This window comes from Enterococcus sp. AZ035 (assembly GCF_050548325.1).
GTDB classification, from domain to species: domain Bacteria; phylum Bacillota; class Bacilli; order Lactobacillales; family Enterococcaceae; genus Enterococcus; species Enterococcus faecalis.
In genome coordinates, this window is record NZ_CP172958.1 from 2152282 (window position 1) to 2178268 (window position 25987).

The following is a 25987-nucleotide window of genomic DNA, read 5'->3' on the forward strand; positions in this document are numbered from 1 at the left end:
AAAGGAGAAAGGCTGAGTTCCCCTCTTCCTTTCTCCAAAAAGGTTCTTTTTATACTGGCGTATTAGCTAATGTCCAAGTAATTGTTGTTTTGTAGGCATCGTTTAATTTAACTGATTTACCTGGCACTTTTAATTGAACATCTTTCATTACTTGACGGCCGTCAACTTCAGCAATTGAACTAGCATTGCCGTATAAGTATGACCATTTCCCAGCACCTTGATCTGTTGCGGCTACCATCACGTTATGACTTTCACCAACTGTACCAAAAGTTACGCTCGCTAAACTTGTTGGTGCAGCGCTTTGTCCTGCTGTCACAGCTGAAGCGTTTTGAAAGACAATTTCAGTTCCTTCAAGTGTCTGACCTTTTGTAGCAGAAGTAAATGCAGAATTTTGTTTTGCAGATAAAGTCCAGCCTTCTAAAGTTCCACGATTATCTGTAATTTGAGCAAATAATGGACCCGTTTTTTCAACATTATTTTTATCTTTTAAAACTTGTGCTGATGCAAAATAGATTTCATCTTTTGTGCTGATGATATTTTCACCAAAGTTTAAACTTGAAGCATAGTCCAAGGTTAAGGGGCCTGTAGAACCTTCATCAACTGGTTTGTCAGGATTTACTGGGTCGATAGGTGTCACAGGATCTTTGCCGTCTTTGTCTTCTGGATCCACTACAGGATTTTTGCTGTTAGGATCTTTTTCATCTGGTGCTTTAAATTTTACAATAGCATCTGTGTCGCGATTAGCCACTTCCTCTGCTTGAACTGGTAGTGTGCCTACCGCGATGGTTGCTAAAATTAAGCTGCTTGCGATGGTCATTTTTTTCATGTTAGTGCTCCTTCTCTTCTATTGTTATAGTTTCAATAATTATACGCTTGGTAAATCAGCGATTGTCCATGTTAAAACAGTTTTGTATTGAACAGCATCTTTTGGTGTTGCTCCTGGTACAGTTAATGTGATCGCTGTATTTTTATCTACGCTTTCACCGTCAACTTCCACTTTTTCAATCCCACCGAACGCACTAAGCCAAGTTCCAGAACCTTGACCTTCAGCGGCAGACATCACATTTGATGAATCGCCAGCTACTAAAGTTACTTCATGCGCAGTTGGTGTGACTGCTTTGGAATTAGACACTGCTTTGTTTTGACTTAATTTAATTTCTGAACCGTCTAAAACTTTATTTAATGTTTCTTTTGTCGCTGTTAATTGTGTTTCTTGTTTAACTGTTAAGGCCCAACCGGCATTCGTTCCGCGTTTGTCGGAAATTTGTACATAATTTGGTTTAGGATTAGTCAAATCAGGACCAGAACCGTCTGCCAAGAAAAAGTATTGTGGATTTGCATAATATTTTTCATCTTTATTTGAAATTTTATTTTTGCCAAAGTCTAAACTAGAAGCATAATCGATACTTAGTGGACCAGTTGTTCCTTCATTTGGCTTATTGCCTGTGTCTGGTGTCGTTGGGTCAAAGGGTTCAACAGGTTTTTCGGTATCTGGATTCACTGGATCGACTGGTTTGTTGATAGAGGCATCCGGTGTAAATTCAACGATAGCATTTGATTCATAGTTTTTTTCTTCTGCATTCACTTCTGGTGCAATAGCTACGCCTAAAGTGATAGCTGGGATTGTTGCTAAGATAATTTTTTTCATTTTATTGTTCCTTCTTTCTTTTTTTTAAAATAAAACTAGCCATAAAGATGACTATTATTCCGAGATAATTAAACATTTGTTGCTGTTTAGTACCAGTTCGAGGTAAGAAGCCTGAGCCTTTTTGATCAACCGTTTTACTTGTTGAATGCTTCAATGATTCTCCACTCACTGCTGGTATTGCTTCCGACTGCTTGGGGAAACGCTGTGGTATCTTACCATCTGGTTTTTCTTTGTTGGCTGGTGGTTCATACTCGCCATAAAAAGAAACTTCTGCATTTGTCGGATAGGCATTTGTTTCAGCAAATACATCAACTGATGAAATCAATCCTAATAGCAATACACCGCTAACTATTTTTTTGATAAGACTCACCCCCTATTTTGCACTGCCATCAGGTACGTCCATCAAGTGCCAAGTTAGTTTTGCTTCGTATTCTTCTGCTTTGGCCGTCCCTCCAGGAACAGATAATAACAACTCTTGGTCATTTTCTTTCCATTGATCAGAAATATTTGTTTCTTGATGTCCATTGGCTTGGTTGTGAACAAGAATCGATTGGCCTTCTGGAATGTCCTGTAAGCGATGGTTGGTTCTAAATTTTAAAATATTCGGCAACGTAGCACCTGATTCAGATTTGAAATCTGAAGTAACGGTTAGTGCAAGCGACCAATTATTCCCCGTTTGACGAGTATCCCGTATCACTAATGGTTGATCCATGGAAACAATTGGATATTGGGTCGTGCTACTAGCGATTTGCAGCTCATTCCCAAAGGAAATCGCTGTGGGTACCGTTTTGAACCTGACAGAGCCAACCACAGTGACTGTTAGCGCTAATTCGTCAATCTTGTAGCCTTTATCATAGACTTCCACGACCAACTGCTGTTTTCCATAAGTTAGTTCTGGTAATAACAAGGCTTTTTCCTTAAATGTTTTAGAATTAGTGGTTGTTTCATCTGCTAATTTCTGGATTTCTTGACCCTCTTTTTTGACAATAAATTGTAATCTATTCCCAGCATCGACATCTTGCCAATAAAAAGGCAGGGCTGTTTTTTGAAAGTCATCAATATCGATTGTTTTTTCCATCGACTTTTCTATACGCTCTTTTGACCAAGATAGTTTCGTTTCACTTAAGAAAACTTCTTTGACAGGTTGGACGACTGTTCCAGAAAAGTTCCCTAAGTATGCTTTATCTGTTGATTCCCAGATATAAGAAACGCCTTCATGAGCTTTGGGTAAATTCCATTCAAACAGTCCTTTTGTAGCATCGTAACTTCCATAAGGGCTAATCGTCAGCGGTGGAAATAGTTGACCATCACGAGATACCACCTTATTTTTTAATTGCAGTGGTTTCCCAGCAATATAATCGACAGAAGATAAGATAATCATTTGATTAGATACATCTAGCCCTGTAATGGCCGTTAAGCCTTTTAACGGACTGATATCTGAAATTTGATTTTCTCCCACATCTAAAACTGTTAGATTGAGTGTTTTCTCTAACGGTGACAAGGAAGAAATTTGATTGTTTCTTGCATACAGTACACGCAGATTAGGAACAGTGCTTAAAGCTTCCAGACTAGCAATCGTTTGATTCATAATACTCAACTCTTCTAGACGTGGCTTATTCGCCAAGGGCGCAATTGTTTTTAATTGATTATTTTCCACATAAAGACGGAGTAGGTTATTTGCTTCCGTAAGCCCATCTAAAGTAGCAATCTGATTATTGGCAGCCCAAATGGTTTCTAAATTACGAAGAGAACGAAGCGGGTCGAAGGAAGTTACTCGATTATTCGGCGTGATTTTTGACGGATGATCTGTCGTATTTTGGATACTTAAATTTTTTAAAGCAGCCATTCCTTCAAGTCCATTTAATGTCGTTAATTGATTGTTCTCAACATACAAGCCTTCTAAATTAATTAATCCTGCTTGACCTAACGGACTAAGATCAGCTATTTTATTGTTTCTCATATATAAAAAACGTAATAGCTTAAATTCACCTTTAGCAAAAGGACTCAAATCTGTTACATTGAGTGAATCTTGAAAAGATAATTCTTCTAAGTTTCTTAGGTATTGAACTCCTTCCACATTAGAAACAACGACATTTTCTAAAATAACTTTATTCAGTTTATCCAATTCTGCTTGGGTGACAGTATTAGAGATCCGAGATTTGCTTAACTGTTTTCTGATATTTTCCGCAAAGGCTGGATCAGGAAATAGTGTACTGATAGGCGTCGCTTTATCTAAGACAGCACCTGCGTATAATTGGGGCATCATCAGTTGTGCTTCCGTTATCGCTAGTGCTTCATTTGGCGGCTCTTCACTTGTTTCAACAGTCGTTAACTCTTCTGATTGGGGAATCTCCGAACTACTGGTTGCTGAATTTTGCTCTTCTGCCGATGAAGTTTCTGGAATCTTTTCTTCTGAAACAGATGAAACATTTTCTTCACTGGAGGATGCGATTGTTTCGGTCGTTTCGGCGAAAGTTGTTACAGGAAGTAATAAACTATTAGCCAAAAGTAAGGCACTAACTGCGGAGATGCACATTTTTTTCATAAACTTCACCTCCTGATATTTTCTTAATTATAGTGAATATCAACTGAAAATGGGTTCAATTACGACAAACTGTCCAAATTAATTTGTATAGACAAGACAAAGAGCGCCAAATAGGGTTTTCTACCCCTATTTGGCGCTCTTTGTCGCTAAACACAACCAGAATGTATTATGACAAATTCTCAATTATGCCTAGTTTTCTTTTATTTCTTTTAAACTATCCTCTATTTTTTCCAATTGCCCAGCAAAAAATTCTTGTTTGGCTTTTGGTAAAAACAATGTGATAGATAAGAGGATTTGTTCTTTAAAGATTGACCAATCTGCGAATATTTCTTCATTGGTTAAAATCATTTCTATTTTTTCTGCTATTTTTTTCCAGAGGATCATTCGCCAGTTATTTTCACCCACTTCATATTCTTTAAACATGCTTAATACATGAAGAATATGGGGAACATTTTGGCTGACAATCGCCGCAAATAAAAAATCAATAATTACTTGCTCGATAATTTCTAGCGAGCGAATATCAATAATTTCCCGCTCATTGACAGATTGTAGTACACGAAAAAGTAACGAAGTTGGAAACGGCTGCAAGCCAACGTTTTTTTGTAATGCTAAAAATTTCAAATTAAAAATAGTATACACATCGGCATTAATTAATCGTTCCAGAATCTGATTTTCTAATGCAATAATCTCTTCTTTTGTCACAACTGTTTGAGGGTTAAAAAGATATTCCAACGCCAACATCGAATACATTACTTCTTGCTTTCCTAAAGCAAAAGACGATTTCTCATAATACGCCCGATAATCTGCAACGATTCGACTACTTTCTTGAAAATTTTTACTAAAGATTGCTTGATTAAACTGCTCCTTAGCTAAAACTGTTTTGGACATTGGCGTTAATTTTTCTGTCATTTCCATCGGCGAAATAGACAAGATTTCGACAATAATGGCTAAATCCGAAATACGCAATTCACTATTTCCTTGGACAAAGCGTTGATAACTTCGACTAGAAACACCATTTTCATCAAAGACACGCAGAGGAATATTTTTTCCTTTACGAATCCGTTCAATTTCTTCACCTAGCGGCCGATATTCCATATATTCTTTTTGTTTCAAACGAATTACTCCATTTCTCTTTAAATAAGATAGCAACTAAGTTGAACGGCTATTCTCCAATGCTTAAAATTGTGCGAATATCTTCTTCCGTCATTTTCGCTAATTGCTCTTCATTTCCTTGAATCACTTTTTGGAACAGCTCGCGTTTTTCTTGCTGTAAGGAATTCATTTTTTCTTCAACCGTTCCTTCTGCAATCATCCGCCACACTTCAACAACCTTTTTTTGTCCCATGCGGTGTGCCCGACCAGCCGCTTGTTCTTCGACTGCGGGATTCCACCATAAATCGTATAAAATAACTGTATCTGCACCAGTTAAATTTAGTCCAGTTCCCCCTGCTTTCAATGAAATTAAGAAGACATCTTTTTCTCCTTCATTGAAGGCATTCGCCATCGTTAACCGATCTTGAGGCTTCGTACTTCCTCGTAAATAGAACGTCTCTAAACCTAATTCATTCAATTCTTTTTCTAAGATAGAAAGCATACTTGTGAACTGAGAAAATAATAGGACACGACGATTGTTTTCTTTGGCAGCCACTAAAAAGTCTTTGACTTGTTCCACTTTGCCAGAACCTCCCGTGTAATCCTCAATAAACAAACGTGGATCGCAACAGATTTGTCGTAAACGGGTCAAGCCTGCTAAAATACTCATGCGATTTTTCTTGAAGGTCGCCTGATCCATTTGACTGACATCTGCTTGCATTTGTTTTAGATAGGCCAAATAAACCGTTTTTTGTTCTTCTGTTAAGACACTGTACATATTATTTTCAATTTTTTCTGGTAAGTCTGCGAGCACCGTTTTCTTGTCTCGTCGTAAAATGAATGGTTGAATCATTTTGGCAATTTCTTCCGGCTTAATTTCTCGAAAGGCTTTTTTGCCTGGGAACAATCCCGGTAAGATCATTTGAAAAATTGACCACAGTTCATCTAAATTATTTTCAATTGGTGTGCCACTTAATGCAAAACGTTGCGGTACTTTTAAACTTTTTAAGGCTTGCGCCGTTTTAGTTCCACTATTTTTAACCATTTGGGCCTCATCTAAAATCAAATAGCCGACACGCATTTCCTGATAAAGCTGAACATCTTGTCGCATACTTGCATAAGAAGTAATCAGAATATCTTCGGTGCTATTTTGTAAAAGCGCTGCTCGTTCTTGGCGGTTGCCAGAAACCACTTGAACATTTAAGGTTGGCGCAAAACGTTTGACTTCGGCTAACCAGTTATAGGTTAAACTTGCAGGTGCGACAATCAAAGCTGTCCCTTTCAAGCGCTCTTCTTCTTTTTCCGAAAGTAAATAGGTAATGGTTTGCAGTGTCTTCCCTAAACCCATTTCATCAGCTAAAATACCGCCAAATTGATAATGGCTAAGCATTTTCAGCCATTTATAACCTGTTTCTTGGTAATGGCGTAACGTTGCTTGTAAGGTTTTGGGGACTTGCGCTTCAAAGTTTTCTGGATGCGTTAAATCCGTGACCATTTTTTTAAAGGAATCTGAAAAATGTGCCCGCTCGTTGTCTTCTAATAAACTTTCGATCATGAGGCCTTGGTTTTTGGGCACATGAATGACATTGTCTTCTTGATGCATATTTTTTCGCAGCTTCGTTAAAATTGCACTTGTATGGAAAAATTCCTCTGAATCAAAAGCAAGAATTTCACCACTTTTTAACGTATAAAAAGCATCATTACGTAGCAGACTAGTCAATACTGCATCGATTTCGGTCTCATCAATGCCAGTGACATCAAACCGAATATCTAACCAAGAATCCCCTTCCGCAACTTCAATCGTTGGTTGATGATGCTGGGCATCTAAATACAATTCCCGTAATTTCCGTCCCATCCGAACTTCTCCTAATTGACGGAAAGCTGGAACTTCGGCTTTAAAGAAATAATACAAGGACTCTCCAGCAGGTAAGACTTTTTCAAAGCCTGTGGTTGTTTGCTGATAGGCAAACTGTTGAAATTGTTGCTTAATTGCTGTTTCTTTTGCTTTATCTCGAACGATTTCTTGATTGACTTCAGGTAATTGAGCATATTTCGGGTTTGTCGAGAAAATGACTTCTCCATAGTGATAGTCAATTCGAGCATTAATCCGACCTTTAATTTTCTTAAAAATAAAGACTGCTTTTAAAGGATGATGGACGACTAATTCTTCAACTGATTCTTCAACAGACACTCGACCAATTTTTTCCAATAATGGTAACACTTCACTAAATAAATCAGAAACTGTTTCTTTTTCATAAATAATTGACGGCTCTTCCAAGCGTTTCATTAATTGAAGTAACGTGGTGTAGATGGCTTCCTGCTCTTCTGTTAGTAAATAAACCGTTTGATCCGCAATCGCCCAGTGATAGTGGGCTAGAAACGTTGTAATAGGATTTTGAATAGTTAATTTGAAGCTTTGTTCCTCGGTTTTTTGCACTGTAAACGTAAGTGGCAAACTGGTTTCTTTGAACGTTAGATAGCGATACTTATGAGTTTGATTGGTCAATATAAACTGACCCGTTCGATTCATTTTTTCAACTAACGATTGACTGCGATCAATTGGTAATAATAGATAACGTTTGTCGATTTTCCCTTTAACTTGAATACCGTTTGCACCTAATAATTGGCTGGTATGATAAATTGCCGCAAGTTCTGTTAAAATTTCTTGAATCTCCATTGAAAAAGAATCATGTAGCAAGGTAAATTGGTGTTGTTTATTCACCATAAAGGTCATTTCTTTTTCATATGCTTGTAAAAAATCACCAATATTTTTCACAATATATGTTTTAGGTTTGGTGCCTTCCAAACCAATTTTTAAAGAAAGACCAATCGTTGATAATTCTGGATAGTAATTATTCGTTTCAATCACATCTAAATGAAATTCTAAACGTAAAGGCTGCAAGGGAACTTCGGCAGAAGCTTTGCTTAATTTGGCAAAGCCTTTGGTAAACATTTCAGCTGTTGATCGATTTGTTTTCTCAAAACTGACTGTTTGATTCGCTTGAATAATTCTTGACACGCCTCGTTGTTTCAGTGCCAGTTCAACTGCCACTGTATGCTTGCAATAGCCATGTTCCATCCAATATTGACATTCACAAACATCTTGTTCTTTGGCGGTACCATCCAATTCAACAAGATAAAGTTCTTCCCCTAAAACCTCAGACAACCAGATCCTTTTTTCTGGATTTTGAACGATAGATAAGACCCGGCCTTCTTGCATATATTCGCGCCCTTGTTCAACGATTCGCTCTGGAATACTCCATTTCATCGACTCACCTCCTCTTCTACTAAGCTAGCTGATAGTGAACGGTACTTTGACCATTCCCATTGCTTTTTATTTGTAATTGTTGTGGAATTCGTGCTTTTAATTCGCCAATATGACTAATAATCCCAATCATGCGGCCTTCATTTTCAATCGTTTCTAACGCCTCCATTGCCATTTCCAATGCTTCTTCATCTAAGGAACCAAAGCCTTCATCAATAAACAACGCATCAATTAAGACTCCGCCTGCTTGTTCTTGAATCACTTCTGCTAAAGAAAGTGCCAAAGCTAACGCTGCTATAAAACTTTCCCCGCCTGATAACGTGTGAGCGCTGCGCACCGTCCCTGAATTGTCATCATAAATATTGATTTCTAGCCCCGTTTGATTCCGATAACTACCTGCTTCGTGATTCAATTCAAATTGATAACGACTATTGGTCAGGCGGTCTAAACGCTGATTAGCGACTGTCAGCACTCTTTCTAAATACGTTTGTAACATATACCGTTCAAAACTAATTTTTTTAGGATTATTGCCATTCACCGTATCTGCCAACTGTTGTAGTGCAGCAACTTCCTCAAACTTGTCTTCAATTGTTGTTCTTTGCGCATTAATTTCTTGAACCAACTGTTGGTTGTTCAGCATTTTTTCATGCAGTTGATAGTATTTTTTTTCTTGTTCTTCAATTTGTTGTGTTATTTGTTCAATTTCTGTGGTGATTAAAGATAATTCTGGGAACGTATCACTAGATAATTTTTTCTCAATTTCAGCGAGTTGGATAGTCAGTTGGGTTTGCTCTTGTTCAAATAAAGAAATTTGTTCTTGCTGACTTTCTAGTGTCGGTACCTCTTTCAGCCACTCCGTCAATTGGTCCTCTGTCACGCCTTGTTCCGTTAAAACTGCCTTTAACTGACTCTCAAGTTGCGCGACTGTTTGTTGAAGTGTTTGTTGTTCTTTCTCCAAATGCGTCAGCGTACTTTCAAGGATCATTTCTTCTTTCTTCAAGGTTTCTCCTTGTGTCGTCACGTTTTCTTTTTGACGTTCAAATGCAGAGAGTTCTTCTTGAAGCAAAGTTTGTTGTTTGGTCATTTCTTCATATGTGACGGTTGCATCCAATAATTGGCTAGCAATCATTTGTTGCTGGATAGTGATTCTTTCCAGACTTTGTTGCTTTGTTTCTACTTGTTGTCGGAGCACTTCAAAGCGTTGGGAATTTTCAGCTACTTGTTCTTCTAGTTCCGCTAGATGGTCCTTTTCGACTGAAATTTCCGTTAGTTTTTGTGCTATTTGTTGTTTTTCTTTAGCTAATTGCGACTCAACTTCCGCAATTTCTGCAGGTGTTACTTGTGAAAAAGTTAGTCCTGTTAACGGCAACTGCAAGTCAGCAAACTGCGCTGCTAATTGTTCTTGTTCCTCAGTATACGCAGCTTCCTGTTCTTGTAATTGGCTTTCTTTCTGTTGCTTTTCCGCCCCTAATGCAGAGAGCGTTTCAGTAAATCGTTGAACCGTTTTTTCAACTTCCGTTAATTCCCGTTCCACTTGATCAATCTCTTCTAGGGAAACTTCTTGATGAGTTTGTTGCTTTGGATGTTCTAAAGAGCCACAAACTGGGCAAGGTGCCCCCTCTTCAAGTAACAAGCTTAATCGTTGGATTTGTAAAGAGGCCCATTGACTTTTCTTTGTCTGCAACTTCGTTTCTTCGGCGCTTTTTTGTTGCTGTTCAACTGCAAACCGTTGTGTCAACTCGTGCAATTCCCCTTGGTTTTGACTAATTTTTTGCCAAGCTTTTTGATTTTTTTGCCAACGTTCTACAAAATTTTGCCAATGATCTGCTACACTAGAACATTCAAAATTTGCTTTTTCAAGTGTTCCTTCTTGTTCAATAAATTGTTTGGCTGTCGCCACTTTATCCACTAATGTTGTTTTTTCCTGTTGGCAAGATTCATACTCTTTTTGAATGGCTTGATAATTGGCTTGTTCTGCTATTTTTCGTTGAGCTAACTGTTCATATTCTTGGTATTGTGGTAATTGACGTTGAATCGTTTGAAGATGTTCTTGTTTTTCAGCAATCAATGGTTGTTGTTCTTCCAACTCACTCAGGATTGCTTGCCAATCTGTCAATGCTTGTTGCGTTTCCATAAGAGCTTGTTGTTTGGACTTTGTTTCTTGCTCTTTTTGTTGTTTTTCGCTTCGTTTTTCAAAGACTTTTTCAGCTAAAGATTGCTGTTTTTGGCTCCATTTTAATTGCTGAATCTGTTCCTTTAACCGCTCAATGACGGTTTCCTGTTCAGCTTGTTTTGCTTTCTTTTCCAGTAATTCTTCTTTTTGCTGTTGCAAGTTTTGTCGTTCTTCAATAGCATAACGAACTTGCTCTTTTGCTTGTTTGGCTTGTTTTAAGGTTGCAATTTGTTCTCTTTCAACTAATAGTTGTTGCTGAGCCTCTTGTTGTTGGCTTTCTAATAATTGAAGTTTTTCAAAAAGTGTCATTGTCGGTTCAGGTTCTTCTGACCAATGCAACTGTTCTGTTTTCAGTTCAATTTTTTGCTGGGTTTCTTGAATCTCTTGATTGGCAATTTTTAAGCGTTCTTTTAAATTTTCGCTGAACAACTGATACAATTCTGTTCCGAATAAATTACGCAAAACCTTTTCTTTTTCATCACTTTTAGCAATTAAAAAAGTCCGAAACTCTCCTTGTGGTAACAATACAATTTGAGCAAATTGATTGGCATTTAAATGCAATAATTCTTGAATGAGTTCGTCCACTTCGCGTCTTTTAGAATAGGCTCGTAGTTCTTTCCCTTGAGCATCTTTGACAATTAAAGAAATTTTGGCACTTTGTTTACGGACTCCTGTGCCACGTTTTTTAAAAAGTTCTTGTTCGGGAAGGCGGTTCAGTTCATAGAGATACTCGTTATGTTTAAAAAGCAAAGTAACTTCAGTGGCTTCTGAGGGGTCAGCAAATGTGGAACGCATTTCTTTGCCTAAACGTAATTTCCCAGAACTTTCACCAAACAAAGCATAGCTCATTCCATCAAAAATCGTTGTTTTCCCAGACCCTGTTTTTCCACTAATTAGAAAAAGTGAAGAATCTTCAAACTTCGTAAAATCAATGGTTTCATTAATATACGGTCCGAAGTTTTTCAATGTTAAAGATAATGGTTTCATCCTATTACTTCCCTCTTTCTAATTGATTAAGTGTACTCAGTTCTTCTTGGACCCATTGTGCTTGTTGTTCTGTCAGGGCCTCTCCTGTCACATCGTTAAAAAAGTCATGCAGATGTTCTTCTGGTGAGCGTTGTTCTATTTGTACCACGTTTTTCTGATTTCCGCTGCTTGTTTCTCGACCATTCAAACGTTCCAGCCCAATAATTTTGGGGTAAATTTTTCGCAATTGATTCATCATGTTGGGGATAATCGCTCGGTCGGTTAATTGGACATGTAAATAATTTTCCCGATTCACTTCTTGATAAAAAGCGGGATCTGTTAACTGCTGAAACGAGCCCGTCAATTGTTGAATGTCTCGCAATGGTTTCAAAGCACGGAATTGAAAATGAACTTCAGCTTCTGTTTCAACAAGCCATACACCCTTTTCTTGTGTCATTTCTGATAAAGAAAATTTTACAGGCGAGCCACTGTATCGAGCATTAGGTGCCTGCAACGCATTTTTTCCATGTAAGTGGCCCAACGCAACGTAATCAAAAGGATCTAACAAAGCCGTCGGTACAACATCCAAACCACCCACTGTTAATTTTGTTTCAGAATCAGTTTTTTCACTGCCAGCGACAAAAAAATGACTAACTAACACTTGTTTTTTGTTGGGAAGAAAAGATTCCTGCATTTTCGCGACAACTTTTTCCATCGCCGCCTGAATCGTTCGAATCGTTTCATCTTCAAAATATAAGCGAGCCGCAATCGGTTCAAAATAAGGCAACAAATAAAATTGGGTATTGTCGATTTCAATTGGTTGAAAGGCTTGTTCTAAACGCGTATTCAAATGAAATTGCGTTTGGTTAAACCAAGGGCCTCCTGTTTCTAAACGAGTGCTGCTATCATGGTTTCCCGAAATAGCTAACACGGGGAAATGCTCTTTGAGATTCATTTGAATCATCATTTCATTAAAAATCTCGACTGCCTCAACTGCTGGAACAGAGCGATCATACAAATCTCCAGCGATCACAACAGCATCCACTTGCTCTTCTTTCGCAATTGCTAAGATTTGTTTAAAGGCTTCTCTTTGTTCTGCCAACAAATCAAAACCATGTAATTTTTTGCCAATATGCCAATCTGCTGTATGTAAAAATTTCATTTTTTCACCGCCTAAAAAAGTCCTTCTTATTATTATAACAAATTTCTGGTATTTTTTAAGAAAATCGGACAGAAGAATTAGATTTTTAACAAACTTTTTTCTTAACACAAGAAAAAAGACAGGGAGCATCATCTTTTGATGAGACTACCTGCCAGTAACATTCCTATTTTGTAGCGGTTTGTTTTATTCTTTTTCTGTTGATTCATATTTAAAAGTTGGATCAATTTCTTTGTCTAACTGATCAAATGCTTCTTGCATCCGACGTTCCACTTCAGCTAAACCGTCTTTATCCATTTTTTTAATATCGCTAATATCGATTGGCTCCCCAAAACGAACCGTTACTTTTTTACGTTTAAACAACTCTTTTAAAGTTAACGGACCTTGATAAACAGATGGCACGATAGGTACTCGCCCCATTTTAGCAATCAAGGCTACCCCGCCTTTTAATTCTGAGGAATGACGCGTGCCACTAGGGAACATAATCAAACTTAAATCAGAATTTTTTAAAATTTTGACAGGTGTTTTAATCGCGCTGGGACCGGGCTTCTCACGATCCACTGGAAACGCATTCGCATGTTTTAAAATGAAACGTAAAACAGGATTTTTAAACAACTCTTTTTTTGCCATAAAGCTAAACTTCTTAGGACTGCCAGCAACAGCTAAATACAGCGGTTCCCACCATGTTCGATGCGGCGCAACTAAGACATAGTTTTGGTCTTTTGGTAATTTTTCTTTATTTTCATAATGTGCATTTCCATTAATCACAAATAAAATGACGCGAACCACGCCACGCATAAATGTAAAAAACATAATTTTCTTCCTTTCTTCTCTCCGCTTTCTAGTATGCCGAAAGCTCTACCTTTTGACAAGCTTTTTTTACGTCTATCAATCAGAGAAATAACATGTCCCCACTAATCTAGGGAACAGATTTTGTCATACGGGTTTAAAAGTAGTATAATACATGAACAATCAGATGAAAAGTTGGAGGTTCTTAATCTATGTTATTATCCGGCGAACGGATTGATCAATTATATGCGGATGATATTCAAATTATTCAAAGCAAAGAAGTCTTTTCTTTTTCCATTGATGCAGTCTTATTGGCTAATTTTCCGCAACTACCAAAAAAAGGCAAGATTGTCGATTTGTGTGCTGGCAATGGCGCGGTCGGCCTCTTCGTTAGTCGGAAAACAGCTGCAAAGATCGACCAAATCGAATTACAACCTCGTTTGGCAGATATGGGTCAACGAAGTATTCTATTAAATAAATTGGAAAAACAAGTAACGATGTATGAACGTGATTTAAAACAAGCGACAGAGGTCATCAAAAAAGATTCTGTTGATTTAGTATTATGTAACCCCCCATACTTTAAAGAACGACCAACTAGCCAAAAAAATCCAAACCCGCATTTAGCGATTGCCCGTCATGAAATTCACACGTCTCTTCAAGAAGTGGTCACTGTGTCGGCGGATTTATTAAAAACAAATGGTCGCCTCGCAATGGTTCATCGTCCTGATCGTTTCCTTGATATTTTACATGCCATGGAAAACGCCAATATTGCGCCGAAAAAAGCTCGGTTTGTTTATCCGAAGCCAGGCAAAGAAGCCAATGTTTTACTAATTGAAGGCATTAAGCAAGGCAAAAAAGACGGTTTTCGTGTGTTACCACCTCTTTTTACATACAATGAGAAGAACGAATACGAAGCAGAAATGAAGGCTATGCTGTATGGAGAATAAGAAATCCCATTATTTTTATGTTTTACTTTGCCAAGATGGTTCCTTTTACGGTGGCTATACAACTGAGCCAGAACGTCGATTAACCGAACATAATAGCGGAACTGGTGCAAAATATACTCGATTAGCCAAACGACGGCCAGTCAAAATGATTCATACAGAGAAATTTGAAACACGTAGCGCGGCCACCAAAGCCGAAGCCGCCTTTAAAAAATTAACGCGCAAACAAAAAGAACAGTATTTAAAAACCTTCCATTAAGTGACAATAAGCAAAAAGAAACAGCCATCATTTCATTGATGAAATGATGGCTGTTTCTTTCTCTTTTTAAACTAAGTTCTCGACAAAATGAATAACCATTTCGGCTGATTTTTTCCCAGCTTCATCGATGAATTCGTCAAAGCTTTGAGTTGCTTCGCCATCTGCTGTATCACTCATTGCCCGTACAACTAAGAATGGAATATTGAACTGTGAAGCGGCTTGGCCAATTGCTGCGCCTTCCATTTCGCAAGCTAAGGCTTCAGGAAACTCTTTCTTAATTTTGGCGATTTTCTCAGCGCTATCCACAAAAGTATCTCCAGTAACAATCAATCCTTTACGAATAGCTAAACCAGTTTTTTCAGCAGCTTTCGCAATTTCCATCCGCAAGTATTCACTTGTTTCAAAATACAAAGGCACACCACCAGGCAATTGTCCATAGGCATAACCAAAACCAGTGACATCAACATCAAAGTAAGCTAATTTGTCTGCAATGACTAAATCGCCGACTTTTAGTCCTTCACCGATACCACCAGCAGAACCTGTATTAATCACCATATTTACGCCATATTGATGAATCAATAAAGTCGTGGTCACAGCTGAGGCCACTTTACCAATTCCTGAACGAACCACAATCACCTCATGTCTTCCTAACGAACCAGAAACAAATAAAGCGCCTGCTCGTTCCCATGACATCGTGTCTGTCAATTTTTCTTTTAGAATTTTGACCTCTTGATCCATTGCTCCAATAATTCCAATTTTCATAGTGATTCCTCTTTTCTATAAATTCAAAACGATATACGCCACAACGGCTAATAAAATCGCTACAATAATAATTGCCTTGTTTAACCAAGTACTCCGTTCTCGACGCTTCGAGTATTCTCCTACTCGTGACTTGTTGATCGGTTTTTGTTTTTTCTTTTCTTTACGATAAAACGTCGAAATTTCTTTTTCTTTTCGCTTATACGCTTTTTCCGCCAGTTTCTGCTCTTCTTGCTGACGACGTTCCGCTTCTTTTTCTTCTGCTTCTCTGCGTTTGCGAAGCTCTGTCCGAGTGACTAACGGACCTTTGCTCATTGCGTGTCCTCCTTAAACTGTCTCTGCAGTAAATACAATTCCCAGTATTGTATAGCAAAAAGTGTTTTGGCATCACAAATCGTGCCTTTTGCCACCTCTGCTTTGGCTTCAGCTATTGTTAGCTCGTAAAGTTCCAAGATTTCATCTTCATCTTGAGGACGCGGATTTTCGACTTTCTGCAAATCCGTTGCCAAATAGAGAGCCAATTTTTCATTAGCAAATCCTGGTGACAGATACATTGAATTTATGTAGGTGAGCTGACCTGCACGATACCCAGTTTCTTCTTCCAATTCCCGCATAGCCGTCGTTTCCAGTTGATTTTCTTCTCCAGGATCAATTTTTCCCGCTGGAATTTCTAAAATCACTTGTTCCAAGGGTTTTCTAAATTGTTTAACTAAGACGATTTTTCCTTCTGCGGTTAACGGAATCATAGCTACTGCGCCTGAATGAAAAACCAATTCGCGTTTAGCAGTGCCGCCTGTCGGTAAAGCCACGTCATCCAAAAAAACATCAATAATCTTTCCTTTAAAAATTTCTCGACGTTGAAGTGTTTTTTCTTCGAAGTCCTCATAATTTAACATATCTTTCACCAACCTTTCTTGTTTATCATACCCTAAAATGATAAAAATCGCACCCCTTCTTCTCTAGTTAAACCCTTTTCAAAGAAAAAAATTTATTGCTTTAGAAAAAAATTACATTTTCGAAAAAAAATAGACATAAAAAATTCACAACTTCCTTGTATTATTTAAGCATACCAACAAACAACCCTAACAAAACACTTTTTCATTTTTAACTCCTTTCCCGTCCTACCCCCAATTAGGACGGGTCTTTTTTTGCATTTTATACTTTTTTTCTTAGGATTTCACTAAATCATAAAATACATCTTCCGCTGTATGTCTTTTCTCTCACAGAGTATGCTAAAATAACTATTGTAACGAGAGCTGACTCTTTCGAGGATTAGATAGATAGGAGGAACTATATAAATGAACAAATTAAATACAAAATTACTGATTGGCTATATTCTTTTAGGAGCCTTAATCATTGCTGTCGCTAGAGAATATGGCTTCTTCGCTTTTGTGATTCTGGTAGGCTTTTTAGTATTCGTTCTCTATCGAAAAAAGAAAAATGCCGCCGACAAGAGCGATCAAATGCCTTACTTAACAAAAGATAAAGAAGCCCATTATCGTGAGTTGGGGTTATCTCCACAAGAAATTGATTTTTTCAGAAGTACAATGAGCACAGCCAAAAAACAAATCATACAATTACAAGAAAACATGAATCGTTCAACTAAATTACGGGCGATTGACTTACGTAATGATACAACGAAGGTTTCTAAAGCTCTGTTTAAAGAGTTAGTGAAAGAACCTAAAAAGTTACACTTAGCCAATCACTTTCTCTATACACATTTACCAAATATCGTTGACTTAACAAGTAAGCATTTAGAAATCGAACAACATGAAGTAAAAAACAAACAAACGTATGAAAAATTAGAAGAAAGCGCACAAATCATTGACCAATTGTCAAAATTAGTTAAAAATGATTATGAGGAAATCGTTTCCGATGACTTAGACGATTTAGATGTCGAAATGTCGATCGCTAAAAGCAGCTTGTCGCAAAAAGCTGCAACTGAGGAATCACCTCAAGTAAACGAAGACCAGCAATAATCATTAGGGAGGAAAAAAAATGACTGAGCAACAACCCAAAGAAACAACATCTGTAACCAATACATTGGACGATTTATTAAGTAATCCATTTTCATCAATGGATGAACTAACACCAACGCAACAAAATGAACTATCTGAGTTAAAAGAACAGCAAGCAGCTCCTCGTTTAATTGATAAATTACCACAAGAACGTCAAGCCCAAGCAAAAGAATTAGCTTCAAAAATTGATGTCCAAGATTCACAAGCAGTAATTACCTATGGTTCAAATGCCCAAATCAAACTCGGCGAATTTTCGCAAGCGATGTTAAACCACGTTCAAGCACAAGACATTGGTCCTGTTGGTGATTCACTGACCGATCTAATGTTTCGTTTAAATGAAGCCAATCCCAATGAATTACGTGCTGGCGAAGGCAACTTTATTCAAAAAATGTTAGGTAAAGTCAAACAATCCGTTTACGAAATTACCGCCAAATATCAAAAAATTGGTGCGCAAATTGACAAAATTGCTGTCAAATTAACCCATGAAAAAGATGGTCTTTTAAAAGATAATGCCATGTTAGATCAATTGTATCAAAAAAATAAAGATTATTTTGATGCCTTAAACATCTATATTGCCGCTGGGGAATTAAAAGCAGAAGAACTACGGACGCAAATTATTCCTGAAGCCATGAAAAAAGCGGAAGAATCTGGAGATCAAATGGATGTCCAAATTGTTAATGATTATAACCAATTCCTAGACCGTTTAGAAAAAAGAACCCATGATTTACGCTTGGCTCGTCAAATTACGATTCAACAAGCCCCACAAATTCGTTTAATTCAAAATACTAACCAAGCTTTGGCTGAGAAAATTCAATCATCGGTGAATACGGCGATTCCGTTATGGAAAAACCAAGTAGTCATCGCCTTGACCTTACTCCGTCAAAAAGATGCTGTGACTGCTCAACGTCAAGTCTCTGAAACCACCAATGACTTACTGAAGAAAAATTCAGAAATGCTAAAAATTTCTGCAATTGAAACAGCAAAAGAAAACGAACGTGGCCTAGTCGATATTGAAACATTACAAAAAACACAAAATGATTTAATTGAAACTATCCAAGAAACATTACGTATTCAACAAGAAGGAAAAGAAAAACGCCAAGCTGCCGAAATCGAACTTGGCCATATGGAAGAAGATTTGAAAAATAAATTATTAGAATTAACACAATAAATAACGTCTAGAACAAACTTCTTATAGTACAAGCCTGGGACAAAAATCCAAAGTGATTTTTGTCCCAGGCTTGCTTTTCTTTTTACGCTTGAATATTGTATTTCAGCCACTTAATGATACAATAAAAGAAAACCATGTTTCTTTTTGAAAGGAGGAGCAATTGTGCCACAATTTGCTTCTAAAGCGGAAGAAAAAAATTATTATGAACGCCAAGCTAGCTTAGCAGAGTTTTTAACTTGGTATCATCAACAAGAATTACCTGAATATGAAAAACCCTCTTTAACCGTTGATATGGTTCTTCTTTGTTACAACAAGGAAGCTGATCAATTAAAAGTCTTACTGATTCAACGTAAAGGTCACCCCTTTAGAAACTCATGGGCGCTTCCTGGCGGTTTTGTTAATCGCAACGAATCTACTGAAGATAGTGTTTTAAGAGAAACAAAAGAGGAAACTGGTGTGGTGATTTCTCAAGAAAATATTGAACAATTACACAGCTTTAGTCGCCCAGATCGTGATCCTCGTGGCTGGGTCGTGACAGTCAGCTATTTAGCCTTTATTGGTGAAGAACCTTTAATTGCTGGCGACGATGCCAAAGAAGTCCATTGGTTCAATCTTGAACGGCATGGTCAACATATCACGTTATCTCATGAAGATGTGGAAATTACTTTAGACTTGAAAACAGCGGCCTCTCTTGGTAAAGATACATTAGCCTTCGACCATAGTGAAATTATAATTAAGGCGTTTAATCGTGTTGTTGATAAAATGGAACATGAACCGCAAGTGCTTCAAGTCTTAGGAAAAGATTTCACCATTACGGAAGCCCGTAAAGTTTTTGCGAAGTTCCTCGGCGTTGATTATCGCAGCATTGACCATTCAAATTTTAAAAAAGCCATGACACAATATTTTGAAGAGTTAGGTGAACGTCCCGTTGGCATTGGCCGCCCTTCAAAAATTTACCAATTGAAAACAACAACAGGTTTCTAAGAGGAGGGAATATTTTTTGACTGTTTACTTAAGAAAAGCAGAACCTTCTGATTTGCCTGACATCCTTGCTATCATTGAAGATGGACGCCGCACCTTACAAAAAAGTGGCATTCCCCAATGGCAAAACGGTGATGGCCCGAATCAAGAAATTTTAGCAAAAGATATCGACCAGCAAACTTGCTATATTTTAATGGTTGAGGATACCTTGGCAGGCGTTGGTGTTTTATGTTCGGAGATTGATCCTGCTTATGAAGCGATTTTTAATGGTTCTTGGCAACCTCATTCTCAAACTACGTATACGGCAATTCATCGTGTTGCTTTAAAAAGTTCCTTTCAAGGTCAAGGACTGGCCTTGGTGCTTTTGCGCTCACTGGTTACAGCCGCTCGTTTGCAAGGTGCTACTGATATTCGAATCGATACACATCCACAAAATCTCGCCATGCAGCACCTGATTAAAAAAGCTGGCTTTGTTTATCAAGGTGACGTGATTTTAGATGTTAACGATGGCGAACGTTATGCTTATCAGATGATATTGAAATAAAAAAGTTAGGGATAACTGCCAGATTGACAGCTATCCCTAACTTTTTACATCTTATGAACACTATGAGCGCTTTGAATGCCCTCACAGGCTTCTTTACAAGCTTGATTAATTAATAAATAAGAGGATTCTTTTTGGCGGATTCCTAATTGATATTTCAATTCATCTGTCACTTGGCAAGATTCACTTAATGCCTCTAACCAGAAAAATACTCCTTCTTTATACGTATCTAATCCTTCTAGCAAGATTTTCGTTGCTTCTTTATCATAATACGGCTCTAAATTTTTACGAAACATCATTTCTTCTGTAAAAAAACGATTCACATTATTTCGGCAAAACATATAAGTGTCACGGCCTCTCCGATGTGCAGCCTGATTACAACCGTATTCTTGAACTTCTTTAGAGATGGCTTTGAAAATTTCGTTGTATACTTCAATTCTTTGCATAATTGACAAAATGGTATCTGTATAACTAAACATAACTCCTTGCTCCCTTCCCCTTCTAAGTAACAAAAATTTGCTTGTTACTTTCATTATAAAGGGAATGTTGGGTTTATATCAAATGATACGCTGTTTCCTTGCTAAAATCCTTCGTTTTTTCCTTAGAAGAATAATAAGTAAGCGGATTATTTAATCTGTTATGTTCGGATTTTCTACACTTGGAAAATAAATTATTTTATAAAGCCATTTTCCGTTTTAACTGATGGCAACGGACCGGTCTGTGTATTACCAGGAACACCAATATACGTATTGCCGTTGATGGAAGTCATTTCGTTTTCCTCAGCTGCTTCATCTTGAACGGTATAATCACTTTGATATAAAAATTCACCGTTCGTATGGAAGACATAGCCGTCTTGATCTCGTTCATCTGGCTTTTCTAAATTTAAAGACACACGTAATTGATGACGGACATTTTCAATACTATCTGGATATAGTTCAACCATACTGCGCCCTTCATTACTAAAAGTGCGCCAGTCAAAAGAAAGCTGTTGTTTATCATAATTGGTCCAAGTCAAACCTTCTTTGACTAAATGAGTCAATTCATTGGAATCCACATCAGTTTGAATGTTTCCATTTAACGAATCAATAATGTCCATTATTTTCATGATTGATTGACCAGATTTCAACTTGTCTTCAACTGCTTGAATAATTTCTTGTTGTCGGAATCCACGCATAATATCGTTATCGCTATGTCTTTCACGGGCATAAGATAAAGCTTTCGTACCATCTAAATGCTGTTTCCCTGCATCAAAATGAATGGATCCTGGCCCGTCTTTGGTGACACCATCAAACGCCTGCTTGACATTGACATCTATGCCGCCAACTGCATCAATTAACTTAATAAAAGATAAAAAGTTAAACACAACGTAATGATTGATTGGAATATTCAATAATTTCTCAACTGTGTTAACAGAAGCTGTTGGTCCATCGTAGGTATAGGCGGCTTCAATTCGCTGCATCCCTTGGTAATTTTTCGCATCAATTTGAACAAAACTATCCCGTGGCAAACTTAAATAGGTTATTTTCTTCGTCTTGTTATTCACGGTAATCACCATCATAGCATCAGTCCTAGTTGTGCCTAATTTCCGTTCAATTGTATTGTCTAGCCCCATAATCAAAAACGATTGACTATCTTTATTTTGCGCTTCATTATAATCATTTTTTATGGGAACATAGCCTTTATCAATTGTTTTCTTTAAATAGCTACCCGCTACAGCAAAGTATGCTGAGCCGACTGTGACAAAAACCAAAATGATGACTAAACTAATTAAGCTGATTTTTCGCTTCCTACTCATTGGCTGTACTTCCTCTCTCTTGAAAAGTCTCCACCATCATTACTACTCCTCTAAACAGACAAGAGACAAGTCTATCTTACCAGTCCCCTTCAAAACTAAACATAGCAGAATTTATATAGGGGTATAACCTAGAGGAAACAAAAAAGAGAGGCTTGTTTGTTTATAAGCCTCTCTTTTTTGTTATTTATTTTTGTGTTCTTTTTTGAACAATTCCACCATTTTTTGCTGTGGTTTTGGAAAAACATAGTCTGAAAATTGTTGTGCTGCCACCCATCGCTGCGACTCTAGTGTGGCTAATTCGCCTGTATTTCGGCCATAAAAGACTAAGATATGCCATTTTAAATGACTGAAAATATGAACGACTTCGCCTAAGGCACGTTTTTGCCAGACAACTGTTTCATAGTCCGTAAAAAAGCTGACAGGTTCTTCAGCGACCAAAGGCTCTGTTACAGGCTCTAACTCTAAAGTTAATTGTTTTTCCGTTTCTGCTGGTTGCGCCAGTTTTTGCAATTGTTGAAATTGTTTTTTGCTAATTTCTTCAATCGGAAACAGCCACATATTGGCTAACAAACCGGTTTCAGGGCGTTGTTCTAATAAAAATTCTTGCTTTTTATTTTCAATAATAGTGCCGACATAATACACATCTTTCGGCTTAACTTTTTTTGATTTGACTGGATAAGCGGTCATTTTATCTGCCTGATAGGCCGCACAATATTGCTGAAGCGGACAACTTTCACACTTAGGGGAAGTTGGGGTGCAGACGGCTGAGCCTAGATCCATTAAAGCTTGATTAAAATCCCCTGGACGCTCACGATCGATGATTTTAAGCATCGCCGCTTCAAATACTTTACGACTACTCGCTTTTGCAATATCTGCATCAATTTCAAATAAACGGCTCACTACCCGCATGACGTTACCGTCAATTGCTGGTTCGGGGAGATTAAAGGCAATACTGCCAATCGCACCAGCCGTATAGGGGCCGATTCCTTTTAAACTCCGAATATCTTCGATTGTGTCAGGCATTTTCCCACCAAATTCTGAAACAATCTGTTGCGCTGCCACTTTTAAATTACGCGCTCGTGAATAGTAACCTAACCCTTCCCAAGCTTTCAACAACTTATCATCTGGCGCTTCCGCTAAATCTTGAATCGTCGGAAACCATTCCATAAATCGATAAAAATAATCAATGACTGTATCTACGCGAGTTTGTTGTAGCATAATTTCAGAAATCCAAATACGATATGCATCTGTATTCGCTCGCCAAGGTAAATTGCGTTTTTCTCGTTCATACCAAGCTAAAAAATCTTCCTGGAATGAACTAACTTTTTCGGGACTCCACGCCTCCCAAGGCTCTTTATTCGTCATGTTCTACTTCCTTTTCGCTAATAAATTGCTGAATCAAATCATAGTCAAACCCTTTTTGGAATAAGCTTTGTTTGACTTTTTGGACTTTTTTAGAAAAATCAAATCGCTGATTGGCACGCCATAAACGTTCGCCTTCCTTGTTTAACGCTTGTTGTTCTTGTTCTTCGTCCTTTTCAAAAGCTAAAGATTCCAAAGCTAGATCAATGATTTCATTTGTAAAGCCCTTTTGCATCAGATGCAGACGCGTTTTCTGAAGTGCATCTTTAAAACTTTTAGTTCGATAGCGTTTCATGGCTTTTTCTGCAGTTGCTGTGGCAACATTAAGTTGTTCATCTAACATATAAAAGGTCAAGCCATGCTGAATATCTTCTTCACTAATGCCTTTTTGCTTTAATTGTTGTGCCACATTTCGTGGTCCTTTATCACTGGTTCGCATAGCTGTCCGTACGTAACTTTCACTAAAAATTGCATCATCCAACAACCGCAGCTCTTCTAAACGTTGAACGATTTTTACTCGATCTTCAGGTTCAATTTCTTTCTCTTTTAAATAAGTAAAAATCTCTTTCTTTGAACGTAATTGATAGCTTAAATAATTCATCGCCATTTGTAACCCGACATCATAAGAACTGGCTTTTTTTATTTCTTCTATTAAAGTATCTGATAACTCTTGGCCTTTTAGCAGACGCTGCCGTACTAAAATATCTTCCGAGACACGCAGTTTTTCGCCTGAAGATAGCCAAAGTAGATAAAATTCACCTTTATCTTTACTAATTCGTGTGATTGTTGTCATCTTATTCTCCTGCCCCTCTAAATCAGAACATATATTCTACTATACCATAGAATCCTTGGAAGCCAAATAAATAAAAATGTGCTAAAATGGGAGGAAGTGAAAAATGTGAGATGACTAAAGGATGAAAGAATATGACCCAACAACTAGTAAAAAAAGGCCAACAAATTTCTTTAAAAATTAAACGATTAGGAATTAATGGCGAAGGTATCGGCTATTATAAAAAATTAATTATTTTCGTTCCTGGGGCGCTACCGAAAGAAGAAGTGACTGCCACGATCACAAATGTTACACCCAAATTTGCTGAAGGAACCCTTCAATCTGTCAAAAAAGCTGCTAAAGATCGCGTGGTCCCTCCTTGTCCTGTCTATGAAACATGTGGCGGCTGCCAACTACAACATTTAGCCTACAAAGCACAATTAGACTTTAAAAAAGATTTATTAAAGCAGGCGCTTAACAAATTTAAACCAGCCAATTATCAAAACTATGAACTACGAAAAACAATTGGGATGGATAATCCTTGGAATTATCGAAATAAAGCCCAATTCCAATTACGCCAAATCGATGGCCAAGTAGAAGCTGGTCTCTATCAAGCTGATTCACATCAATTAGTACCGATTGATAACTGTTTGGTCCAACAGCCTGCGACAACCAAGGTGATGAATACATTAGTTGATTTATTGAATGACTTTCAATTACCAATTTATGATGAACGTAAAAATAGTGGTATCTTTCGAACATTAATGGTTCGAGTGGGCATCCAAACTGGCGAAGTCCAAGTAGTGTTCATTACACAATCGCAGAAATTTCCACAAAAAGAAAAAATGGTTCGCGCAATTAATGAACAATTACCAGAAGTTGTTTCTATTATGCAAAATGTCCAAAATAAAAAAACCTCTCTAGTAATGGGTGATGATACCCTTCACTTATGGGGCAAAGAAAGCATTGAAGAACACATTAACGACGTTGTCTTTGATTTATCGCCGCGAGCATTTTTCCAATTGAATCCAGAACAAACGGAAGTTTTATATAATGAAGGAATCAAGGCCTTAGATTTACAACCAAACGAAACTGTTGTTGATGCTTATTGTGGCGTCGGGACCATTGGCTTAAGTTTAGCGAAACAAGCGCATCAAGTTCGTGGTATGGATACCATTCCCGCCGCAATTGACGATGCTAGATTCAATGCAAAACGACTTGGTGTTACGAACACACATTATGCTGTTGGAACAGCTGAAGACTTATTACCTAAATGGTTCAAAGAAGGCTTTAAACCTGATGCCATTGTAGTTGATCCCCCACGGACTGGTTTGGATCGTAAATTATTAACGGCCCTTTTGAAACAACCACCTAAGAAAATGGTGTATATTTCTTGTAATGTATCCACGTTAGCACGTGATTTAGTTCAATTAGCCAAAGTATATCAAGTAGACTATTTACAATCTGTTGATATGTTTCCACAAACCGCTCGTTGTGAAGTTGTCGTAAAATTAACGAGAAAATAAAAAAAGGAGCGTGGGACAAAAATCACTTTGGATTTTTGCTCCACGCTCAAAAACTGATAAACGGCGGGAACAGAACCAACACTACGCGTTGCTCCGATCTCAACAACTTCTAAGAGCTAAAGCTCTAAGAGTTGAAGGTCCTTCGGAAATAAGCCGAAATTGTTGAGAATCACGAAGAACGTAGTGATTCGATGATGAACAATACCTACTTGGTCTCCAAAAATTAAA

General features: G+C 37.6%; 23 protein-coding genes. 7 read left to right on the forward strand and 16 right to left on the reverse strand.

The features are described 5' to 3' along the window. Window positions 1–49 precede the first annotated feature (49 nt). The 9 genes from elrD to IGL32_RS10285 all read right to left on the reverse strand — a co-directional run bounded on the left by elrD (window position 50) and on the right by IGL32_RS10285 (window position 13661). Window positions 50–826, reverse strand: a complete 777-nt coding sequence (gene elrD / locus IGL32_RS10245; protein ID WP_002362542.1) for a WxL domain-containing protein ElrD — start codon at window positions 824–826, stop codon at window positions 50–52. Between the two features lie 39 nt (window positions 827–865). Beyond that, window positions 866–1648 carry a WxL domain-containing protein ElrC gene (gene elrC / locus IGL32_RS10250; protein WP_002385709.1) on the reverse strand — a complete coding sequence of 261 codons (783 nt, stop codon included), beginning with the start codon at window positions 1646–1648 and terminating at the stop codon, window positions 866–868. Between the two features lies 1 nt (window position 1649). Beyond that, the gene (gene elrB, locus IGL32_RS10255; protein ID WP_002356469.1) at window positions 1650–2018 is read right to left on the reverse strand and encodes an LPXTG anchor domain-containing protein ElrB; all 369 of its coding nucleotides are present in this window, start codon (window positions 2016–2018) and stop codon (window positions 1650–1652) included. 3 nt (window positions 2019–2021) lie between these two features. Then, on the reverse strand, window positions 2022–4193 hold the full coding sequence (elrA, locus tag IGL32_RS10260; RefSeq protein WP_002387175.1) for an enterococcal leucine-rich protein ElrA: 2172 nt from the start codon (window positions 4191–4193) through the stop codon (window positions 2022–2024). A 189-nt stretch (window positions 4194–4382) separates the two neighbouring features. After that, on the reverse strand, window positions 4383–5288 hold the full coding sequence (gene elrR / locus IGL32_RS10265; RefSeq protein WP_002385708.1) for an Rgg family transcriptional regulator ElrR: 906 nt from the start codon (window positions 5286–5288) through the stop codon (window positions 4383–4385). Window positions 5289–5355: 67 nt separating this feature from the next. Further along, on the reverse strand, window positions 5356–8553 hold the full coding sequence (locus IGL32_RS10270; protein ID WP_002362298.1) for a DEAD/DEAH box helicase: 3198 nt from the start codon (window positions 8551–8553) through the stop codon (window positions 5356–5358). A gap of 19 nt (window positions 8554–8572) precedes the next feature. Further along, window positions 8573–11710 (reverse strand): SbcC/MukB-like Walker B domain-containing protein, encoded by a 3138-nt coding sequence (locus IGL32_RS10275; protein WP_033627038.1) that lies wholly within the window; start codon window positions 11708–11710, stop codon window positions 8573–8575. Window positions 11711–11714: 4 nt separating this feature from the next. After that, complete coding sequence (locus IGL32_RS10280; protein WP_197080443.1) at window positions 11715–12983, reverse strand: exonuclease SbcCD subunit D; 1269 nt, start codon at window positions 12981–12983, stop codon at window positions 11715–11717. A 51-nt stretch (window positions 12984–13034) separates the two neighbouring features. Continuing rightward, complete coding sequence (locus IGL32_RS10285) at window positions 13035–13661, reverse strand: lysophospholipid acyltransferase family protein (protein WP_002356461.1); 627 nt, start codon at window positions 13659–13661, stop codon at window positions 13035–13037. Window positions 13662–13849: 188 nt separating this feature from the next. Here IGL32_RS10285 and IGL32_RS10290 point away from each other — a divergent pair, with 188 nt between their 5' ends. Further along, window positions 13850–14584, forward strand: a complete 735-nt coding sequence (locus IGL32_RS10290; RefSeq protein WP_002356457.1) for a tRNA1(Val) (adenine(37)-N6)-methyltransferase — start codon at window positions 13850–13852, stop codon at window positions 14582–14584. Then, window positions 14574–14840, forward strand: coding sequence for a GIY-YIG nuclease family protein (locus IGL32_RS10295; protein WP_002356455.1), 267 nt, complete (start codon window positions 14574–14576; stop codon window positions 14838–14840). The genes IGL32_RS10290 and IGL32_RS10295 overlap by 11 nt, the downstream gene beginning before the upstream one ends. A gap of 66 nt (window positions 14841–14906) precedes the next feature. Here the strand turns inward: IGL32_RS10295 and IGL32_RS10300 are convergent, their stop codons facing one another. From IGL32_RS10300 to IGL32_RS10310, 3 genes are read right to left on the reverse strand one after another with little or no spacing between them, the layout of a single operon-like run. Next, window positions 14907–15602 (reverse strand): 5'-methylthioadenosine/adenosylhomocysteine nucleosidase, encoded by a 696-nt coding sequence (locus IGL32_RS10300; protein ID WP_002356454.1) that lies wholly within the window; start codon window positions 15600–15602, stop codon window positions 14907–14909. A 15-nt stretch (window positions 15603–15617) separates the two neighbouring features. Next, entirely contained in the window at window positions 15618–15914 is a 297-nt protein-coding gene (gene macP, locus IGL32_RS10305; protein WP_002356451.1) for a cell wall synthase accessory phosphoprotein MacP, read from the reverse strand. After that, window positions 15911–16495: an NUDIX hydrolase gene (locus IGL32_RS10310; protein WP_002356449.1), complete on the reverse strand. Its 585-nt coding sequence runs from the start codon at window positions 16493–16495 to the stop codon at window positions 15911–15913. Before IGL32_RS10310 ends, macP begins: the two co-directional genes overlap by 4 nt. A 402-nt stretch (window positions 16496–16897) precedes the next feature. On the opposite strand from IGL32_RS10310, the gene IGL32_RS10315 reads away from it, so the two are divergent. From IGL32_RS10315 to IGL32_RS10330, 4 genes are all read left to right on the forward strand, one after another. After that, window positions 16898–17578 (forward strand): 5-bromo-4-chloroindolyl phosphate hydrolysis family protein, encoded by a 681-nt coding sequence (locus IGL32_RS10315; RefSeq protein ID WP_002356448.1) that lies wholly within the window; start codon window positions 16898–16900, stop codon window positions 17576–17578. 19 nt (window positions 17579–17597) lie between these two features. Further along, window positions 17598–18785, forward strand: a complete 1188-nt coding sequence (locus tag IGL32_RS10320; RefSeq protein ID WP_002356447.1) for a toxic anion resistance protein — start codon at window positions 17598–17600, stop codon at window positions 18783–18785. A 144-nt stretch (window positions 18786–18929) separates the two neighbouring features. Continuing rightward, a complete protein-coding gene (locus IGL32_RS10325; protein ID WP_002384084.1) occupies window positions 18930–19769 on the forward strand; it encodes an NUDIX domain-containing protein in 840 nt (279 codons plus the stop codon). Between the two features lie 16 nt (window positions 19770–19785). Beyond that, on the forward strand, window positions 19786–20310 hold the full coding sequence (locus IGL32_RS10330) for a GNAT family N-acetyltransferase (RefSeq protein WP_002356445.1): 525 nt from the start codon (window positions 19786–19788) through the stop codon (window positions 20308–20310). Between the two features lie 44 nt (window positions 20311–20354). On the opposite strand, the gene IGL32_RS10335 is transcribed toward IGL32_RS10330, so the two are convergent. The 4 genes from IGL32_RS10335 to recX all read right to left on the reverse strand — a co-directional run bounded on the left by IGL32_RS10335 (window position 20355) and on the right by recX (window position 24257). Next, the gene (locus IGL32_RS10335; RefSeq protein ID WP_002356444.1) at window positions 20355–20840 is read right to left on the reverse strand and encodes a hypothetical protein; all 486 of its coding nucleotides are present in this window, start codon (window positions 20838–20840) and stop codon (window positions 20355–20357) included. A gap of 137 nt (window positions 20841–20977) precedes the next feature. Continuing rightward, entirely contained in the window at window positions 20978–22102 is a 1125-nt protein-coding gene (locus IGL32_RS10340; RefSeq protein ID WP_002356443.1) for an LCP family protein, read from the reverse strand. A 180-nt stretch (window positions 22103–22282) separates the two neighbouring features. Further along, window positions 22283–23467 (reverse strand): A/G-specific adenine glycosylase, encoded by a 1185-nt coding sequence (gene mutY, locus IGL32_RS10345; protein WP_033599077.1) that lies wholly within the window; start codon window positions 23465–23467, stop codon window positions 22283–22285. Continuing rightward, a complete protein-coding gene (gene recX, locus IGL32_RS10350; protein WP_085443910.1) occupies window positions 23457–24257 on the reverse strand; it encodes a recombination regulator RecX in 801 nt (266 codons plus the stop codon). Before recX ends, mutY begins: the two co-directional genes overlap by 11 nt. A gap of 131 nt (window positions 24258–24388) precedes the next feature. Here recX and rlmD point away from each other — a divergent pair, with 131 nt between their 5' ends. Continuing rightward, window positions 24389–25759 carry a 23S rRNA (uracil(1939)-C(5))-methyltransferase RlmD gene (rlmD, locus tag IGL32_RS10355; protein WP_002379757.1) on the forward strand — a complete coding sequence of 457 codons (1371 nt, stop codon included), beginning with the start codon at window positions 24389–24391 and terminating at the stop codon, window positions 25757–25759. Window positions 25760–25987: the final 228 nt, after the last annotated feature.

Bases quoted from the DNA above. Each gene is read 5' to 3' on its own strand.
- IGL32_RS10275 (WP_033627038.1), bottom strand. From the start codon at position 11,710: ATGAAACCATTATCTTTAACATTGAAAAACTTCGGACCGTATATTAAT.
- IGL32_RS10295 (WP_002356455.1), top strand. From the start codon at position 14,574: ATGGAGAATAAGAAATCCCATTATTTTTATGTTTTACTTTGCCAAGAT.
- IGL32_RS10280 (WP_197080443.1), bottom strand. From the start codon at position 12,983: ATGATGCTCCCTGTCTTTTTTCTTGTGTTAAGAAAAAAGTTTGTTAAA.
- IGL32_RS10285 (WP_002356461.1), bottom strand. From the start codon at position 13,661: ATGTTTTTTACATTTATGCGTGGCGTGGTTCGCGTCATTTTATTTGTG.
- recX (WP_085443910.1), bottom strand. From the start codon at position 24,257: ATGACAACAATCACACGAATTAGTAAAGATAAAGGTGAATTTTATCTA.
- macP (WP_002356451.1), bottom strand. From the start codon at position 15,914: ATGAGCAAAGGTCCGTTAGTCACTCGGACAGAGCTTCGCAAACGCAGA.
- elrC (WP_002385709.1), bottom strand. From the start codon at position 1,648: ATGAAAAAAATTATCTTAGCAACAATCCCAGCTATCACTTTAGGCGTA.
- elrA (WP_002387175.1), bottom strand. From the start codon at position 4,193: ATGAAAAAAATGTGCATCTCCGCAGTTAGTGCCTTACTTTTGGCTAAT.
- IGL32_RS10270 (WP_002362298.1), bottom strand. From the start codon at position 8,553: ATGAAATGGAGTATTCCAGAGCGAATCGTTGAACAAGGGCGCGAATAT.
- IGL32_RS10300 (WP_002356454.1), bottom strand. From the start codon at position 15,602: ATGAAAATTGGAATTATTGGAGCAATGGATCAAGAGGTCAAAATTCTA.
- IGL32_RS10335 (WP_002356444.1), bottom strand. From the start codon at position 20,840: ATGAAAGTAACAAGCAAATTTTTGTTACTTAGAAGGGGAAGGGAGCAA.
- rlmD (WP_002379757.1), top strand. From the start codon at position 24,389: ATGACCCAACAACTAGTAAAAAAAGGCCAACAAATTTCTTTAAAAATT.
- IGL32_RS10310 (WP_002356449.1), bottom strand. From the start codon at position 16,495: ATGTTAAATTATGAGGACTTCGAAGAAAAAACACTTCAACGTCGAGAA.
- elrD (WP_002362542.1), bottom strand. From the start codon at position 826: ATGAAAAAAATGACCATCGCAAGCAGCTTAATTTTAGCAACCATCGCG.
- IGL32_RS10315 (WP_002356448.1), top strand. From the start codon at position 16,898: ATGAACAAATTAAATACAAAATTACTGATTGGCTATATTCTTTTAGGA.
- IGL32_RS10290 (WP_002356457.1), top strand. From the start codon at position 13,850: ATGTTATTATCCGGCGAACGGATTGATCAATTATATGCGGATGATATT.
- IGL32_RS10340 (WP_002356443.1), bottom strand. From the start codon at position 22,102: ATGAGTAGGAAGCGAAAAATCAGCTTAATTAGTTTAGTCATCATTTTG.
- mutY (WP_033599077.1), bottom strand. From the start codon at position 23,467: ATGACGAATAAAGAGCCTTGGGAGGCGTGGAGTCCCGAAAAAGTTAGT.
- IGL32_RS10320 (WP_002356447.1), top strand. From the start codon at position 17,598: ATGACTGAGCAACAACCCAAAGAAACAACATCTGTAACCAATACATTG.
- elrR (WP_002385708.1), bottom strand. From the start codon at position 5,288: ATGGAATATCGGCCGCTAGGTGAAGAAATTGAACGGATTCGTAAAGGA.